Here is a 16809-nt window from a genome sequence, read left to right on the forward strand (position 1 = left end):
CATGGGTAAACAGATTTAACGCAGTGGGCGGCCGCCGTCTACAGCATGGGTTCGGCCCGTCACATACTCGCTATTCAACAGGTATTCTACCAGCCCAATGATTTCCTGCTCGCCCGGCGCGATTTTCATCAGCGACTTATTCAACGCTGCCTTGCGGTATTCGGCATCGTCATGTTCGTTAAACATGATCATCGCAGGCGCGATGGCATTCACTTTTACTTCGGGCGCCAGCTTTCGGGCAAAAGAGCGCGTCATATTATCCAGCGCGGCTTTACTGGCCGCATAAGCAATATGCTTATCACTTCCACGTTCCACGACATAATCGGTGAAATGAATAATGTCCGAACCCGCCTGGCCATGGCCGCGCAATAACGGCTCAAGATATTGATTCAACAAATAAGGCGCGTTGACGTGAATTTGCAGCATGGCGGCCAGGGTTTCCGCAGGGGAAAAGTCTGGTGATTCCGCAAGCCAGGCGCTGGCATTATGTACAATGGCGCGCAGCCCGTCGCAATGTTGCTTTACATCAGCGGCAAATTGTTTGATGCCGTCATTGGTAGAAAAGTCACCGAACAAACAAATTGCGCCAGCCTTTTCCAGTTCAGCGACCGCCGGATAACGTGTGCGGTAGCTGATAATCACAGGCTGTTGCTGGGCTAAAAAGTGTCGTGCTAACGCGAGGCCAATCCGTTTACCGGCACCGGTAATCAGAATGGGACGAGCTGATGTTTTAATCTCCATCGACGACTCCTTAATGTACTTATTTCACCAACATCCACGTTGCAGGGAACGCTGCCACCAGCATCAGGAAAATGACTGATTTTTCCTTTAAATTCAGTTTGATGTCATGCTTATGCGTGCTGCGTGTATACATAAAGACTAACAAGCCCGGCGCATACAGTACCACTGAAAGAAGTAAATGCATTGGGCCTGACGCATAAAGCAGCCATAAGCCATAAATACATGCACCTAATCCAATCGCTTTATGCAATGGGCGGGTCGAAACTTTCAGCAAAAATGCGCCGACCAGGAAATAGGGCACCAGTATCATTTCTGAGGCAATCGTCAGCAGTGTGTTGTAATCCGAACCCGTCAGCCAAATCAGCACCAGGCAAATCTGGATACTAATATTGGTGAGCCAAAGAGAAGCCGAAGGCGCATTGTTTTCATTCTGACGCGCAAAAATTTTCGGGAAGGCTTTATGCGTGGCGGCAAGAAAGGGCACTTCGGCGGCCATAATCGTCCAACTCAGATAGGCTCCACATACTGAGACAATCAGCCCAGCGGCGATAATTATCTCACCCCACGGCCCCATCATTTCGACCATCAAACCGGCCATGGAAGGATTGCGCATTCCGGCAAGTTCAGGGCGGGCAAGCACGCCCAACGAAAGCAATGTCACCAGCAGGTAAACCCCTAACGCGGCAATGACCGCCAGAAGGGTGGCGCGACCGACATCATTTTTATTCCGGGCGCGAGCTGAAACGACCACGGCACCTTCCACACCGATGAAGACCCAAAGGGTAATCAGCATGGTGTTTTTGACCTGCTCCCAAACCGGAACACCCAGCGCGATGCCGCTGAAATCGAGGCTAAAAGTCGAAAGTTTGAAAGCCATGGCGGCCAGAACGACAAACAAACCTAACGGCAGCAGCTTAGCGAGAGTGGCGACCAGGTTAATGCTGGCTGCGGTTTGCACGCCGCGAAGCACCAAAAAGTGCACCATCCATAGCAATACCGATGCACCCACAATCGACTGCCAGGTATTTCCGTCGCCAAACAGGCGCAGCTCAGGCGTATCGGTGAAGAAACTGAGTGCAGAGAAAACAATCACCAGGTATGAAACGTTAGCGATAACGGCACAAAGCCAGTAGCCCCATGCCGAGAAGAAACCGATAAGCTCACCAAAACCTTCGCGTGCATAAGTAAAAATGCCGCCGTCAAGGTCGGGGCGCAGGCGGGTTAACACCAGCATTGCCAGTGCCAACAACAGAATGCCCGCACCGGTAATCGCCCAGCCAATCAACAATGCTGCGGGACTCGCCACGCTCGCCATATTTTGCGGCAGGCTAAATACACCCGCGCCGAGCATGGAACTCAATACCAATGCCGTTAACGCAGCGAGGCCAAGCTTCTTTTCCATAGCAGTCCCGTAAAATTCAAATTAAAAACCCAGAATAATTATTATGCTTTTGTGCATAAAAATGGTGGGTAACACTAAGGCGCGGGATTTTACGGAGTGTAAGAGCTGCTTGCAATGACATGAGCCATAAAATGCTCGGCGGAATAAAAAAAGGGCGGCAAAGCCACCCTTTTTAGGATTATATGAAAACTTATTTGTACAAATCAGCGCTGACAGTCAGGTTGCCGCCACGCTCTTCCCATTGACGGGTGATGTGGTAGAACTTAGCACCTTTCTTAGCGGCACGTTTCGCCACCTGGTAAGACACTTCAGTGCTGCTACCGTAATGGCCAGTGAACTTCACACTATCGAATGGAACCATTTGCGCCGCGGTGATTTTATTCACTTCTTCGATTTTGGTGCCATCAGGAAGCGTTACGGTGTAACGTCCGCCTTTAGTGGTTTGTGTTTCAAAGAAACGACCTACGTCCGAAGTTGGGGTACTGGTTGTTGCAACGCCTGGGATTTCAACTGCGGCTGCCGCAGCGCCACCGGCTGCCAGCGCGGCTTTACCTGCCTCTGAGTTCGCAGGGATCGCATCAGGGCTTTGCAAAACACGTTTCTTAGCGTCTTTTTTATAGATGAAAGCCGTAATGCGCTGGTTGCCGCCTGAGTTTGCGTCAATCTGGCGCACGATGTAGAACGAATCTGCACCTTTCTCTTTAGCTGCGCGAGTGATTGCTGCGTTAACATCGGGCTGACTGCGATAAAAACCCTGGACTGTCACGGTATCGAACGGCTCAAGAGCATAAGCTTGATCTTTCGGTAGCTCAGTCACGCCGTTGATCACGCGATTGGTGTTTTCTTCAGCCTTAGGTGCATCAGCGTGATAGACATCTGCAACCACACGCCAGTTACCGCTGCTGCCAGTATCGTTGGTGTCCTGAACATAGAAAGAAGCTGCGCCAATTTTATCTGCACGTTTGGACACGGCATTTACCGCTTCGCCAATCGAGTTAAAACGGCCAGTGATGGTAATGCGATCAAATGGTTTAAGAGCAGCAGCTTGATCAGGAGTCAGTTCCGTTGCTGCCTGAGCGGACAGCGTAGTCATGGAAATCAGTGCTGACGCCAGAAGGGTGTTCTTGAGCTTCATAAAAATAATCCTTCGCCTTGCGCAAAATGAATACAAATACCGCATTCTCTGTGGGTTACTTGCTAGCCGCCGATTATGGCATTGAACACTGCAACTGTCTGCGGCATTTTTAGGGTTGCAACGGTTGGTTGCAGATATTTTTCATAACTAAAATTTATATGTTAATAAAAGAACGCTTTGACCAGTAAAAGCGGTAAAGCTTACAACTTAATTAGTTAATACAATGTTAAATATGCAATTTGCACCGGAGCAGAATCGTGAATTGCGGCTTCGCTTAAGCGGATTATCAGGTCTCACAGATGAAAATCAGTCAGAAATAGCTGTCTGAAGTGCTTAGCGCTAAACTTTTACGATAATGATACAAATACTGAGATCCTGATCTGGATCACAGGCGTTATTTTCAGTAGGTTATAAAAAGTTTTACAGATGTATTTTTTCATTGTTTTGGACTTGGCCACGCCGATTGCCAGGACGATGTCTGACAAACCATCAACAAAAAAACAGATGGAAGGGAATACTATGCGTATTGGGGTACCAAAAGAGCGGTGGGCGGGTGAATCCCGAGTGGCCGCCACGCCAAAAACAGTGGAGCAATTGCTGAAGCTGGGTTTCAGCGTCGCAGTCGAAAGCGGAGCGGGCAAACTGGCTAGCTTCGATGACGAGGCGTTTGTCCACGTTGGGGCAACCATTTCAGACACTGCTGACGTCTGGCAATCTGACATTATTTTGAAAGTGAACGCTCCGCAGGATAGCGAAATCGAACTGCTGCGTGCGGGCTCGACGCTGGTGAGTTTTATCTGGCCTGCCCAGAATCCAGAATTACTCGAAAAACTGGCTGCCAAAAATGTCACCGTGATGGCGATGGACTCCGTGCCGCGTATTTCTCGTGCTCAGTCTCTCGATGCTCTTAGCTCAATGGCAAACATTGCGGGTTATCGCGCAATTGTTGAAGCTGCTCATGAGTTTGGTCGTTTCTTTACCGGGCAAATTACCGCTGCGGGTAAAGTACCGCCGGCAAAAGTGATGGTTATCGGTGCTGGTGTTGCAGGGCTTGCGGCAATCGGTGCGGCGAACAGCCTTGGTGCGATAGTGCGTGCGTTCGACACACGTCCGGAAGTGAAAGAACAAGTGCAAAGTATGGGCGCTGAGTTCCTGGAACTGGACTTTAAAGAAGAAGCTGGCAGCGGTGATGGTTATGCCAAAGTTATGTCCGAAGCCTTCATTAAAGCCGAAATGGAACTGTTCGCAGCACAAGCAAAAGAAGTCGATATCATCGTCACCACGGCGCTGATCCCCGGCAAGCCAGCGCCAAAACTTATCACCCGCGAAATGGTGGATTCCATGCAAGCGGGCAGCGTGATTGTCGATTTGGCTGCGCAAAACGGCGGTAACTGTGAATATACCGTTGCCGACCAGGTGACAGTTACGCCAAACGGCGTGAAAGTCATCGGTTACACCGACTTGCCAGGCCGCCTGCCAACGCAATCTTCCCAGCTTTACGGCACCAACCTGGTTAACTTGCTCAAATTGCTCTGCAAAGAGAAAGACGGCAATACCGTGGTTGATTTTGAAGATGTTGTCGTGCGTGGCGTGACCGTCATTCGTGATGGCGAAGTCACCTGGCCGGCTCCGCCAATTCAGGTGTCTGCTCAACCACAGGCTGCGGCCAAGAAAGTGGCTGCACCGATAGAAGAGAAAAAGCCTGCCTCTCCATGGCGTAAATACGCGTTTATGGCGCTGGCAATTATTCTTTTTGGCTGGCTTGCAGATGTGGCTCCAAAAGAATTCCTCGGCCACTTCACCGTATTCGCGTTGTCATGCGTGGTGGGTTACTACGTGGTGTGGAACGTTTCTCATGCTCTGCACACGCCGCTGATGTCGGTCACTAACGCCATTTCAGGGATCATTGTGGTTGGCGCGTTATTACAAATTGGCCACGGTGGCTGGGTTAGCTTCCTGAGCTTTATTGCGGTGCTGATTGCCAGTATCAATATTTTTGGTGGTTTCACCGTCACTCAGCGCATGCTGAAAATGTTCCGGAAGAACTAAGGGGTAACACATGTCTGGTGGATTAGTTACAGCAGCATACATTGTTGCCGCAATTCTGTTTATTTTCAGCCTGGCAGGGCTGTCAAAACACGAAACATCTAAACAAGGTAACTTGTTCGGCATGGCGGGTATGGCTATCGCGTTAGTCGCGACCATTTTCGGGCCTGAAACCGGCAATGTTGTCTGGATTATTGTCGCAATGGTAATTGGTGGTGCCATCGGTATTCACCTTGCGAAGAAAGTTGAAATGACCGAAATGCCGGAGCTGGTGGCAATTCTGCACAGCTTCGTGGGTCTGGCGGCGGTTCTGGTAGGCTTCAACAGCTATCTGGATCATGCGCCGGGTCTTGAGCCGGTGATGGAAAACATCCATTTAACGGAAGTGTTCCTCGGTATCTTCATCGGTGCGGTGACCTTCACAGGTTCCATCGTGGCATTTGGCAAACTGCGCGGCAAAATCTCGTCTAAGCCGTTGATGTTGCCAAACCGCCATAAACTGAATCTGGCGGCAATCGTGGTTTCCTTCGCGATGCTGATCATCTTCGTGCGTACCGAAAGCGTTGGCTTGCAGGTTCTGGCGTTGCTGGTGATGACCATCATCGCGCTGGTTATCGGCTGGCACCTGGTGGCATCGATTGGTGGTGCAGACATGCCGGTTGTCGTTTCCATGCTGAACTCCTACTCCGGTTGGGCAGCGGCAGCGGCGGGCTTTATGCTCAGCAACGACCTGCTGATCGTCACCGGTGCGTTGGTGGGTTCTTCTGGTGCAATCCTGTCTTACATCATGTGTAAAGCGATGAACCGCTCCTTTATCAGCGTGATCGCTGGTGGTTTCGGTACCGACGGTTCCTCTACGGGTGACGACGAAGAAGCAGGCGAACACCGTGAAATCACGGCGGAAGACACTGCGGATATGCTGAAAAACTCGACCTCGGTGATCATCACTCCGGGGTATGGTATGGCGGTGGCGCAGGCACAATATCCGGTAGCTGAAATTACCGAAAAACTTCGTGCGCGTGGCATCAAGGTTCGTTTTGGTATTCACCCGGTTGCAGGGCGTTTGCCAGGCCACATGAACGTTTTGCTGGCAGAAGCGCGTGTGCCTTATGATGTCGTTCTGGAAATGGACGAAATCAACGATGACTTCGCTGATACTGATACCGTTCTGGTTATCGGTGCGAATGACACCGTAAACCCGGCAGCGCTCGAAGATCCTCGCAGTCCAATCGCGGGTATGCCAGTGCTGGAAGTGTGGAAAGCGCAGAACGTTATTGTGTTCAAGCGTTCTATGAACACCGGTTACGCAGGTGTGCAGAATCCGCTGTTCTTTAAAGAGAACACTCAGATGCTGTTTGGCGATGCCAAGGCGAGTGTGGAAGCGATTCTTAAAGCGCTGTAGTTGTTCGCTAAGATTGCGAGCCGTATTCCAAAACCGCTTCTCGGGGCGGTTTTTTTACGTCTGAACATCAATGACGTGAATGCAATATTACATTTAACCAACTGAATCTATAGAGAAATAATGTATGCGGGAGACAGGGCGAAGAGTAAAGTATAGCCGGGTGCTGAAGCTGTAGGCTTCGATCCCAATGGTGAAAAGCAGACAGAAAAAAGCCCCGAGTTAGTTAAACCAACCCGAGGCCCTCTCATGCTAGACACCATGATAGTAGCCTCTTCATTTTGTGTTTGCAACGCAGGAGGCGAAGATGTCGTCAAAGAACAGGTTGTTCAGCGTAATAGTTATCTGTTTGACAATTCTCATGATTATTTTTCTGTTGAGGGATTCACTGTGTGAATTCCACTATCGAAAAGGAGGCATGGAAGTGGCGGCATCATTAGCCTGCATTAGGCCGTAAGCACAAAATTTCAGAGGACAGTGGCGGGAGTTTTTCCCGCCACTCATGGAAATCTGGCATAAGGTTCAGCACTCCACCAAACAAAAAGCCCGTTCATTAATTTGAACGGGCTTTTCTTTACTACATGGACGACAAATCAATCGTCTTCGTCGTCATCCAGTTCTACTGGTGTTTGATATTCATCAGGTTTGATGACCAACAAATCGCAGCGCAGATGGTCGATAACTTGTTCGGCAGTGTTACCGAGGAACGCGGCGGACAGGCCAGTACGGCCCACCGTACCAAGTACCACAATACCGGCCTGCAAATGCTCGGCGAGATCGGGAATAACCTCTTCAGGTAATCCTTTTTCAACGTGAGTCATTTTTTCATCAATACCAAATTTTTGACGTAACGCTTTCATCGCAACCAGGTGCTGGCCGCGAATAGCATCGTTATAAACGCTTGGGTCAAAATCAGGAAGTTCGATGGCGATATTAATCGGGGTGACAGGGTAGGCGCCGACCAGGTGAACTTCGGTGTGGTTAACATCGTCGGCCAGGCGAATAGTCTCTTTAACCAGTTTTTCATTCAGAGCGTTATGGTACTGCTCTTCACTTGCCAGGTTAACGGCAACAATAGCTCGACCGCCTTCAGGCCACGGTTTTTCATTAACCATCCACACTGGGCATGGGCATTTACGCAGCAGATGCCAGTCGGTTGGAGTGAAAATAACCGCTTCAAGTTTGTCGTGTTGGTGCGTCATTTTGAGCACTAAGTCGTGATCGCTGCTAATCACTTCCTGAATAATCGCCTCGAACGGACGGTTATGCCAAACCACTTTAATTTCAATCGGTACGCCCGAGTCGATGTAATACTGGGCTTGTTCTTTAATCCAGGCCGCACGTTGGCTAATCACACCTTTGCGCATAGCGGTGCGTTCATCTGGCGACAGAAGGGTGGTCATTTCGTAGGAAAAATCATAGATGGGCAGAAAAGCTTTGATCCTGCCACCAATCCGTTGATGCAAATAAACAGCACGCCGCAGGGCGGGTTGATCGTCCTGATTAGGATCTATCGCGACTAGCATGTTTTGATACTTTGCCATACAGGTCTCCTTACAACTGCTTAACCACAGTCTGTTTATTAAGACTAACCTATATGTGATGAATGAAACAGGTGATAAGCCATTGCCGGATCAATAAACGACTAAAATTTAGTGATCCGGCACAGGTAAAGAGAAATCAGGCAACGTTACGCGATTGACCTGCGAGTTGAGAAAGAATGTCAATATTCTCGATAGTGATGTACTTACCTTTCACCGCTAACATACCGCTTTTCTGGAAACGACCGAGCAGACGGCTGATGGTCTCCACAGTCAGACCCAGATAGTTACCGATATCGCCACGCGTCATGGTCAGACGGAACTCGCGAGGCGAGAAACCGCGCTGGGCAAAGCGACGTGAAAGATTATAGATAAATGCGGCCAGGCGCTCTTCTGCATTCTTTTTGGAAAGCAGCAGAATCATATCCTGATCGCCCTTAATTTCGCCGCTCATCAAACGCATCATCTGCTGGCGCAGGTTGGGCATTTTACCGGACAAATCATCAAGCGTTTCGAATGGGATTTCGCAGACCATGGACGTTTCGAGCGCTTGCGCGAAACTTGGGTGCATCCCGGTGCCGATGGCATCAAAGCCCACCAAATCACCCGCTAAATGGAAACCGGTAATTTGCTCATCACCTTGCTCGGTAATGGTATAGCTTTTAATGGTCCCTGAACGAATAGCGTACAGCGACTTCAGCTCATCACCTGCTTTAAACAGGGTCTGTCCCTTCTGAATAGGCTTTTTACGCTCAATAATATTATCAAGCTGATCAAGCTCATGCTCGTTAAGCGTGAAGGGGATGCATAACTGGCTGATGCTGCAATCCTGGCAATGGATAGCACAACCGCCAGACTGAATGCGTCGAATAATTCGCTTTTCAGGGATCATAGATATGCTCGGCGTTATTGATATTGGTCAATTTTAACATCTTTTTCTTGAGCACGTAAGTATGATGAATGCCCATTCAGAATTTAACAAACAATAACGCCAGGGTTATAGAGCTATCCTATTGAAATTACTGGAACTGTATATTAATGCGTATTATTCCACGAAGAATTAAGAATAAAATTCTGCAATAAAGAAACTACAGCAGCAAATATCCTTCGTGACGCAATAACCATTCTTTACGTCCTACGCCACCCGCATAGCCTGTCATCGTGCCGTTGCGCCCAATAACACGGTGGCATGGAACCACCACGCTCACCGGATTTGAACCATTCGCGGCACCGACTGCACGTGCAGCACCCGGTCTGCCAAGTTGGTCCGCTAATTGCCCGTAATGCATCACCTGCCCGCAAGGGATAGAGCGCAAGGTTTGCCACACTTCACGCTGGAAGGGGGTTCCCGCCGTGGCGGTAGGGAGCGTTTCAATCACGGCCAGATCACCGTCAAAATAATCGCGTAGCTTGTCACTTAACCCGTCAGGATTTGCGCAAGCCACGCGCTGATAGCCGCCAGCACCGTAATGAAGACCCAACAACTGCACCATTCTGTCGCTATGTTCTTCCCATTCCACTGCCCGCAAATGGTACTGCTCATCGCAAATTATCCATAACGGCCCTAATGGGGTAACGATCTTGTCTTCCAGCAGTGTCAGCATTCTTCGCTCCGGTTAATTAGAGATGCGGGTAAACTCCCGGCCCTATAGGCAAGCCAACAAGATACCACGCCACCAGTAGCAGCAACCAGACACCCAAAAAGATGAGGGGGTAAGGTAATACTAAGGAGTAATAGGTCCCTAATTTAGCGTCAGGTTTATAGCGTTGCAGGAAGCCTAAGAATAAGGGAATAAACGGTGACACCGGTGCCAGGGGGATCACGGAAGAATCTGCCACACGGAACAGAATTTGCGCGAAAGCGGGGTGGAAACCCAGCAGCATAAACATCGGCACAAAAATCGGTGCCAGAATCGACCAGATGGCCGAGCCGCTGGCAATAAACATACAGAGGAATGACGAAAGCAATGCCAGGCCCAGGAACGCGGGGATACCGTTCAGCCCGGAGCCTTCCAGCACATCGGTAAGTCCGACGGCCATAAACTTGCCCATATTGCTCCAGTTGAACATCGCCACAAATTGCGCCAACGGGAACACCATCACGATAAAACCGGCCATTTCCTTCATCGGTTCAATCATCAGTTGCGGCAAATCGGCCTGCTTGCGTATTTTCTTCGTGGCGATGCCATAGGCCAGGGAGATGACGAAGAAGAACAGAATAATCAGCGGCACAATTCCGCTAATAAATGGCGACGGAATAATCGTGCCTTTTACCGGGTCACGCAGTAAGCCGTTTTCTGGCACCAGCAGCAAAGCGATAACCGCAATAAACAGCAGCGACACAATGCCGGTAACACGCAAACCAAAGCGCTGAACATCATCAAGCTGTTGCAGCTTTTCCTTGTTTTCGCCTTGCCAGGTACCCAGACGCGGCTCGACGATTTTATCGGTAATCAGCCCGCCAACAATCGACAGCACAATCACAGACGTCGCCATAAAGTACCAGTTATCAATCACGCTAACGTGCATCAGCGGGTCGATGGTGTGTGCCGCTTCGGTACTGATCCCCGAAAGCAGTACATCGGTCGTCACAATCAGTAAATTCGCCGTAAAACCGCAGCCGACACCCGCAATCGCTGCCAGCAAACCGGCTACCGGATGGCGACCCACGGCGAGGAAAATCAATGCGCCCATCGGCGGCATAATGACCAACGCTGCATCAGACGAAATATGGCTAAAGAAAGCGATAAACAGCACCATATAGCTGGCATAACGCGCACTCACATGCGAGGCCATCTTTACCATCAAACTCGGTAACAACCCAACGCGTTCGGCCAGACCTGCACCTAAAACCAGCGCCAGAATGGCCCCTAATGGTGCGAATCCACTGAAGTTTTTAATCACGTTAGGCAAAAACCAGTGCACCCCTTCGGCGCTCAACAGGTTTTTGACCTGCACCAGGCTGCCGTCCGCAGGGTTACGAACGCTGACGTTAAACGCAGAAAGCACGGCGGTGCTCACGGACAAAACAACAATCAAATACACGAACAGCAAAAAAGGATGGGGCACTTTGTTGCCAATTTTTTCTACCAGTCCGTACAGCTTGCCAGAGCCGGAAGGGGTCGGTAAGGATGAAAGACTCATGGGCGGGCCTCTATCTGTTGTGATGTTATGTTTTTATTAGATTATTTTAAAGGCGACGGTGTCACGCCTGCTGGGATCGGGCACTGGTACGGGCGTTCGGCGAGTTGTGCGTGCAACTCACTTTGGCAAGCTTCCAGCGTCTGTGGACTGATAAATAATTGCAGCGCGGTCGCCGCCATGACTTTGCCTGCGTGCAACATTCCTTTATGCGCGATTGAGGTGCGCCCCTGGCTCACCAATTGCCAGGTGTGCAGCGGGGTTCCCACGGTAAAGCACGGGCTAAAACATTGTGCGACCGGCACTTTCCAGCTCACATCACCCACATCCGTTGAACCAGGCAGGATTTTGTCATTTGGGGCGTATGGCGCAATTTCGTCAATCAGCAACGTTTCACGATGGCGACGCGCAAAGGCTTTTCCCTCTTCATTGGAGGTATTAGCAATATTATTTAAGCTATTTTGCAGGTCGTTTTCAGTCAGCGTGGCGCGGATTTTTTTAGCAAATGCGAGCTCTTCTTCGCTCCATTGCGGCACGCCAAGCGCTTGTAATGCCTCATACATCACGCTTTCAAGCTGGCGATTGGGCAGGTAATTCGAACAGGCTTTATCAAAGCGCACATTCACCGTGGTTTCCGTCATCAGCGCAGCGCCTTCGGCAATTTTATTGATGCGCTCGAAAATATGCTGTGCCTGCGCCATTTCCGGGGCGCGAATCAAATACAGCACTTCGGCTTGCGCCTGCACCACGTTTGGCGAAATCCCGCCGGCATTAGTGATGGCGTAATGCACGCGGGCTTTTTCAATGATGTGCTCGTTGAGGAAGTTGCTGCCGGTGGTCATCAGCGTGACGGCATCTAACGCACTGCGACCAAGGTGTGGTGAGTTTGCGGCATGTGCCGCAATTCCGTGGAAGCGATAAGCCACCTGAATATTGGCCAGTGAACTGGTGCTAAACATTCCTGCGTACGCTTCCGGGTGCCAGGTGACGGCAGCGTCAACATCGTCAAACAACCCTTCGCGCACCATAAACGTTTTGCCGGAACCGCCTTCCTCGCCTGGGCAGCCGTAAAAACGCACGGTGCCGCCAGAGCCATATTGTTCAAGCCAGTTTTTCACCGCTACCGCGCCAGCAAAGGCCGCCGTACCCAGCAAGTTGTGGCCGCAGCCGTGGCCGTTAGCATCTTCAACCAGCGGCTCGGGTGACGCTTCGCCAGAACACTGGCTTAATCCCGCGAGCGCATCGTATTCACCGAGCAGCGCGATAACAGGTTTGCCCGAACCGAAACTCGCCACAAATGCGGTTTCGATATTCCCTGCATTGCGTTCGACGCTAAAACCTTCTGCCTCCAGGGCGCAAGCCAGACGTTCCGCAGACCAGCGCTCTTCAAAACGGGTTTCTGGATGATCCCAGATATCATCTGCAATGGCGGTAAACTCGCCACGCTTCGCTTCAATAGCGTCATCAACAAACTGATAAATTGAACGCATTACACACCTCGCTGCCAGGGAAAATTAAGAACGAGGCGCGCCATAGTGCTGACGGCAACTTCCATCACTTTTTCATCAAAATCAAACTTCTCGTTATGATGTCCGGCGCTCAATTCGGTGCCGAATACCATATAAGACGCTTTACCGCCTTGTTCCTGCACGCGAGCCATCATCAACGTCGCATCTTCTGAACCGGCAGCCCCTTTCACGGTATCGACCACTTCCGTTACGCCGTGGACTTCAAGCGCCTGTTGATGGATAAACGCCACCCATTCTGGCGATGGCACGCTGTTGGTTGCCGCACCCATCAGCTTCACTTGCGCTTCAATGCCATACATCGTCGCCGCGCCGCGAATAATTTCCTGCGCACGGTCAAACACATAGTCGTTGATCACATTGGTTTCGCCACGGGTTTCGACTTTCAATAAAGCCGATGCCGGAACCACATTGCGCCCGCTGCCTGCCTGCAATACGCCCACATTGACGCGTGATGCGCCTGCGCTGTGCGGAGCAATACCGTGCAACGCCAGCGCGGTTTGGGCGGCGGCGAGCAGGGCGTTACGGCCTTCTTCTGGTTTACCGCCCGCGTGTGCGGCGACGCCAGTGAATTGCACATCAAACTTAGTGGTCGCCATAAAGTTATCGCTGCCGCACACCACGGTGCCGGAAGGGACGCCAGTGCCAATATGAATCGCCGTAAAGTAGTCGATGTTATCGAGCGCCCCCGCTGCAACCATGGCGCGAGCGCCACGAGTCCCTTCTTCGGCGGGCTGGAAAATGAGTTTGATTGTGCCGTTGAGCTGGTCTGCAAACTGTTGCAACATGCTGGCAAGGCCGAGGCCAATGGCGGTGTGCCCGTCGTGGCCGCAGGCATGCATCATTCCTTCGTTACACGAGGCAAAACCTTCGGCAAACGGGCGATGTGCCGGTTGCAACATCTCACCTAAATCCAGCGCGTCCATGTCCACGCGAAACGCGAACGTTGGGCCTGGGCGACCGGTTTCCAGCGTGGCGACAATCCCGGTAAATCCGCCGGAAAAATGCGTCAGCCATTGCGGTAATGCGCCTTGTTCCAGCGCACGTTGTTCCTCGCGTGCCAGCACGTCTGGCGATGGTAGCCCCATGCGTGCTGCGTCATCCACTACATCCCGGCCTAACGCCAGCTGATAACCTAATTGATGCAGCGTTTCGGCCACGAGGGTGGCGGTGCGAAATTCCAGCCAGCCGGACTCGGCGAAATGGTGAAAATCACGCCGCCAGTGCTGCATGCGCGGTGCCAGTTCATGTACAGCCAGTTCAATTTGCGTCATAAAACATCCCGTATAAGCATCTTCTGTGATCAACTTCACGCTGTGATAGTTTTTACTTATCGCTCAGCGAAATTTGGTAGTTTTCGCCGTCATGGGATTACCCTGGCACAAGAGTTTCAATTACAGTAGATGCTAAAATCTTTCGTCTGATAGCTATTGGTTATCAGGAGGCAATGTGACCTTCCAGGTTAAGCTCCACCAGATTCGTGCGTTTGTGGCTGTGACGCAAAATGGCAGCATTCGCGGAGCCAGTCGGGCGTTAAATCTTTCTCAACCCGCGCTCACAAAAGCGATAAAAGAATTAGAAGAAGGGTTATCGGCACGTTTGTTTATCCGGCGCAGCCAGGGCGTGGCGTTGACCGAATGCGGGGAAAGCTTTTACCAACATGCTCAATTAATTCTCGAAGAGTTACGCGCCGCGCAGGAAGATATTTTGCAGCGTCAGGGGCAACTGGCAGGGCAAATCAATATCGGTCTGGGAGCGAGTGTTTCCCGGACGCTGATGCCGCCGGTTATCACCGCGTTTCATCAAAAACACCCGAAAGTAAAAGTACGAATTATGGAAGGACAACTGGTGTCGATGATCAACTCGCTGCGCCAGGGCGAGCTGGATTTCACCATCAACACCTATTATCAAGGCCCGTATGACCAGGAATTTACCTTTGAACGGCTGTTCGAAAAACCCTTCGCGGTATTTGCTCGCGAAGGCCATCCAGCGATTGGCGCGACATCATTAAAAGAACTGCTGCACTATGACTGGACGCTGCCCACGCCACGCGGCAGCTATTACAAACAACTGGAAGAAGTGTTTCAAAAGCGCTCAGAAATTCCCAATATCAGCGTCTTCTGTGAAACGTTTTCTGCCTGCATTAGCCTTATCGCGCAAAGTGATTTCCTCAGTATCCTGCCCGCCGAATTAGGCCACGACCCGTTGCTGGCACACAGTTTAAAACAGATAAATATTACTGAAACGTTGCCGCAAGCCACCTACTATTTGATTCAGCGACGTGATGTGACTCAGGCACCGTTAACCACGGCGCTTATCAATCAATTTCGTCGCGAGTGCCGTTAATCCGGCATTGAGCCACGGCACATCGGCAGCTATAGTGACTTCAGAATCGAGCCTGGAGGATTTGCACATGAACCTTGACGAAAAATCGCTGTTTCTCGATGCGATGGAAGACGTGAAACCGCTGAAAGATTGCAACAGCAGCCAGTGGTTGAAACCGGTCAAAGAGAAGGTGGTGCAAAAACCCGACACCCTTCAGTTGGATAACTTCCTGACCACCGGTTTTCTGGAAATTATTCCGCTCAACACCTTGCTTGAATTCAAGCGAGAAGGGCTGCAAAACGGCGTGCTGGATAAACTTCGACTGGGGAAATACAAACAGGAGGCGAGTTTAAACCTGATTCGCCAGCCGGTTGAACAGTGCCGTCAGTTGCTTTTTGCCTATATTCAGGAGGCCAAAAAAGACGGCCTGCGTAATTTGCTGATCGTTCATGGCAAAGGCCGTGAAGATAAGTCCCACGCCAATATTGTGCGCAGTTACGTTGCGCGTTGGCTGGCGGAGTTTGACGAAGTTCAGGCATTTTGCAGCGCGATGCCGCACCATGGCGGCAGCGGGGCATGCTATGTGGCGCTTAAAAAATCCGACCAGGCCAAAGTCGAAAACTGGGAACGCCACGCTAAACGCAGCCGCTAAGTATTTTTGGCGGAGGACGCTAACGCTTATCCGCCCTACAAAAACCAGCGCCCAGGTCAGATAAGCGAAGTGTCATTCGACACTGCCCCCAACATCACGACTTCAACAACAACGACAACTCTTGCGCCGCTTCCTGCAACTTCGGCAATACGCGGCTGCGCAACTCCTGCGTGGAAACCTGGCCTGCATGAACACCGACGTTTAACGCGGCAACCACCGTACCTTCCGGGTTAACCAACGGTACGGCGATAGAACGTAATCCCATCTCGAGTTCCTGGTCATTGAGCGCGTAGCCTTGCTGGCGCACGCGCTTTAGCTCCTCACGCAATTTGCTCACCGAATCCACCGTCTGCGGCGTGTAGCGAATCATCGTTATGCGAGCCAGGAAATCATTCAGCTGTTCTTCCGGCAAATAACTCAGCAACACGCGCCCCATCGACGTTGACCAGGCGGGCAATCGGCTGCCGATATCCAAATCAATCGTCATGATGCGCGAGCTGGAGGCGCGGGCGATATACAGAATATCGTCGCCATCAAGTGTGGCAATCGAGCAGGATTCGTTGAGCATTTCACTCAAATGCTTGAGCACCGGCTGCGTCGATTTTGCCAGGGGAGTAGAAGCCAGATAAGCATGACCGAGGGACAAAATTCGCGGGCGAAGTTGGTAGTTTTTGCCATCATCCGCGTAGACAAAACCGAGCTTGCTCAGGGTATACAAACAGCGACGCACCGCTGCCCGGGGGATCCCCGTTTTCTGGCTGATTTGTGAAATAGAGAGCTGCCTGCGCTGCGGGGTAAACGCCTGGATAACCTCAAGCCCACGCGCCAGTGACGCCATAAAATTGGGGTCGCCCTTAAACGGATCGACTTCCGCCGTTAACTCATCACGTTGAATTTCCAT

Annotated in this window: 15 protein-coding genes; 5 read left to right on the forward strand and 10 right to left on the reverse strand. The window is 51.1% G+C overall.

What is annotated here, in order from left to right:
• Positions 1-15: 15 nt before the first annotated feature.
• The 3 genes from folM to ydgH form a co-directional block, all read right to left on the reverse strand.
• On the reverse strand, positions 16-741 hold the full coding sequence (folM, locus tag GBAG_RS22700) for a dihydromonapterin reductase (protein WP_034495052.1): 726 nt from the start codon (positions 739-741) through the stop codon (positions 16-18).
• Between the two features lie 19 nt (positions 742-760).
• Entirely contained in the window at positions 761-2143 is a 1383-nt protein-coding gene (locus GBAG_RS08640) for an amino acid permease (protein ID WP_034495053.1), read from the reverse strand.
• 190 nt (positions 2144-2333) lie between these two features.
• Entirely contained in the window at positions 2334-3278 is a 945-nt protein-coding gene (ydgH, locus tag GBAG_RS08645) for a DUF1471 family protein YdgH (protein WP_034495054.1), read from the reverse strand.
• 519 nt (positions 3279-3797) lie between these two features.
• On the opposite strand from ydgH, the gene pntA reads away from it, so the two are divergent.
• The 3 genes from pntA to GBAG_RS22090 all read left to right on the forward strand — a co-directional run bounded on the left by pntA (position 3798) and on the right by GBAG_RS22090 (position 7180).
• A complete protein-coding gene (gene pntA, locus GBAG_RS08650) occupies positions 3798-5327 on the forward strand; it encodes a Re/Si-specific NAD(P)(+) transhydrogenase subunit alpha (RefSeq protein WP_034495105.1) in 1530 nt (509 codons plus the stop codon).
• A 10-nt stretch (positions 5328-5337) separates the two neighbouring features.
• Positions 5338-6726 carry a Re/Si-specific NAD(P)(+) transhydrogenase subunit beta gene (pntB, locus tag GBAG_RS08655; RefSeq protein ID WP_034495055.1) on the forward strand — a complete coding sequence of 463 codons (1389 nt, stop codon included), beginning with the start codon at positions 5338-5340 and terminating at the stop codon, positions 6724-6726.
• A gap of 304 nt (positions 6727-7030) precedes the next feature.
• On the forward strand, positions 7031-7180 hold the full coding sequence (locus tag GBAG_RS22090; protein ID WP_072011160.1) for a Hok/Gef family protein: 150 nt from the start codon (positions 7031-7033) through the stop codon (positions 7178-7180).
• A 136-nt stretch (positions 7181-7316) separates the two neighbouring features.
• Here GBAG_RS22090 and uspE read toward each other — a convergent pair whose 3' ends face one another.
• The 6 genes from uspE to GBAG_RS08685 all read right to left on the reverse strand — a co-directional run bounded on the left by uspE (position 7317) and on the right by GBAG_RS08685 (position 14205).
• On the reverse strand, positions 7317-8267 hold the full coding sequence (gene uspE / locus GBAG_RS08660) for a universal stress protein UspE (RefSeq protein ID WP_034495057.1): 951 nt from the start codon (positions 8265-8267) through the stop codon (positions 7317-7319).
• 136 nt (positions 8268-8403) lie between these two features.
• The gene (fnr, locus tag GBAG_RS08665; protein WP_034495059.1) at positions 8404-9156 is read right to left on the reverse strand and encodes a fumarate/nitrate reduction transcriptional regulator Fnr; all 753 of its coding nucleotides are present in this window, start codon (positions 9154-9156) and stop codon (positions 8404-8406) included.
• Positions 9157-9352: 196 nt separating this feature from the next.
• Positions 9353-9868: a methylated-DNA--[protein]-cysteine S-methyltransferase gene (gene ogt / locus GBAG_RS08670; protein WP_034495060.1), complete on the reverse strand. Its 516-nt coding sequence runs from the start codon at positions 9866-9868 to the stop codon at positions 9353-9355.
• A gap of 16 nt (positions 9869-9884) precedes the next feature.
• Positions 9885-11408: a p-aminobenzoyl-glutamate transporter gene (gene abgT, locus GBAG_RS08675; protein WP_034495062.1), complete on the reverse strand. Its 1524-nt coding sequence runs from the start codon at positions 11406-11408 to the stop codon at positions 9885-9887.
• Positions 11409-11449: 41 nt separating this feature from the next.
• A complete protein-coding gene (locus tag GBAG_RS08680) occupies positions 11450-12895 on the reverse strand; it encodes a M20 family metallopeptidase (protein ID WP_034495063.1) in 1446 nt (481 codons plus the stop codon).
• Positions 12895-14205 carry a M20 family metallo-hydrolase gene (locus GBAG_RS08685; RefSeq protein WP_034495065.1) on the reverse strand — a complete coding sequence of 437 codons (1311 nt, stop codon included), beginning with the start codon at positions 14203-14205 and terminating at the stop codon, positions 12895-12897. Before GBAG_RS08685 ends, GBAG_RS08680 begins: the two co-directional genes overlap by 1 nt.
• A gap of 175 nt (positions 14206-14380) precedes the next feature.
• Here GBAG_RS08685 and GBAG_RS08690 point away from each other — a divergent pair, with 175 nt between their 5' ends.
• Together GBAG_RS08690 and smrA are read left to right on the forward strand one after the other, a co-directional pair.
• The gene (locus tag GBAG_RS08690) at positions 14381-15277 is read left to right on the forward strand and encodes a LysR family transcriptional regulator (protein ID WP_034495067.1); all 897 of its coding nucleotides are present in this window, start codon (positions 14381-14383) and stop codon (positions 15275-15277) included.
• 67 nt (positions 15278-15344) lie between these two features.
• Complete coding sequence (gene smrA, locus GBAG_RS08695) at positions 15345-15908, forward strand: DNA endonuclease SmrA (RefSeq protein ID WP_034495069.1); 564 nt, start codon at positions 15345-15347, stop codon at positions 15906-15908.
• A gap of 94 nt (positions 15909-16002) precedes the next feature.
• Here the strand turns inward: smrA and GBAG_RS08700 are convergent, their stop codons facing one another.
• Entirely contained in the window at positions 16003-16809 is an 807-nt protein-coding gene (locus GBAG_RS08700) for an IclR family transcriptional regulator domain-containing protein (protein WP_034495071.1), read from the reverse strand.

It is taken from the genome of Buttiauxella agrestis ATCC 33320, from assembly GCF_000735355.1.
Lineage (GTDB): Bacteria > Pseudomonadota > Gammaproteobacteria > Enterobacterales > Enterobacteriaceae > Buttiauxella > Buttiauxella agrestis.